Consider the following 551-nt stretch of genomic DNA (forward strand, 5'->3'; position numbering starts at 1 on the left):
GACTACAGTCGTGCAGACTTTCCGCCGCGTTCGATGTTCCCGGACGACTAGGCCGTCACCGCCGGCAGCGGGCCTCGCCCGGCGATCAAATCCGCCGCCTTCTCGGCGATCATGATCACCGCTGCATTGGTGTTCGAAGACACGATGCTTGGCATGACCGAACTGTCGCAGACGCGCAGGCCCTGCAGTCCGCGCAGACGAAGTTCTGGATCGACGACGCTCCCGGTATCACCGCCCATGCGGCATGAGCCGACCGGATGGTAGGCGCTGCGGCCATGTTCACGGGCGAAGGCTTCGAGCGCTGCGCGCCCCTGCATTGCTGCGCCGGGAAGATGCTCGCGGCTGATGTATTTTGAAAAAGCCGGCTGCGACAGGATCTCGCGGCTGATCTCGATGCCGTCGATGGCGCGCTCGAGATCGTAGCGCTCGGCGAAGGGATTGGGGTCGATGATCGGCGGATCGCGCAGATCACCCGATCGCAGCGTGACGCTGCCGCGCGAGCGGGGGCGGACATGGTAGCTATTCAGCGTGCAGCCATTGCCGCCGGGCAC

1 protein-coding gene is annotated in these 551 nt (G+C 65.2%); it reads right to left on the reverse strand.

Annotated features, from left to right (window positions below; all coding sequences use genetic code 11):
* Positions 1-47: 47 nt before the first annotated feature.
* A partial coding sequence (locus EOA22_RS36690; protein WP_245478816.1) for a GMC oxidoreductase occupies positions 48-551 on the reverse strand: 504 nt, incomplete at its 5' end.

Source organism: Mesorhizobium sp. M7A.F.Ca.US.014.04.1.1 (assembly GCF_003998745.1).
GTDB classification, from domain to species: Bacteria; Pseudomonadota; Alphaproteobacteria; order Rhizobiales; family Rhizobiaceae; genus Mesorhizobium; species Mesorhizobium ciceri.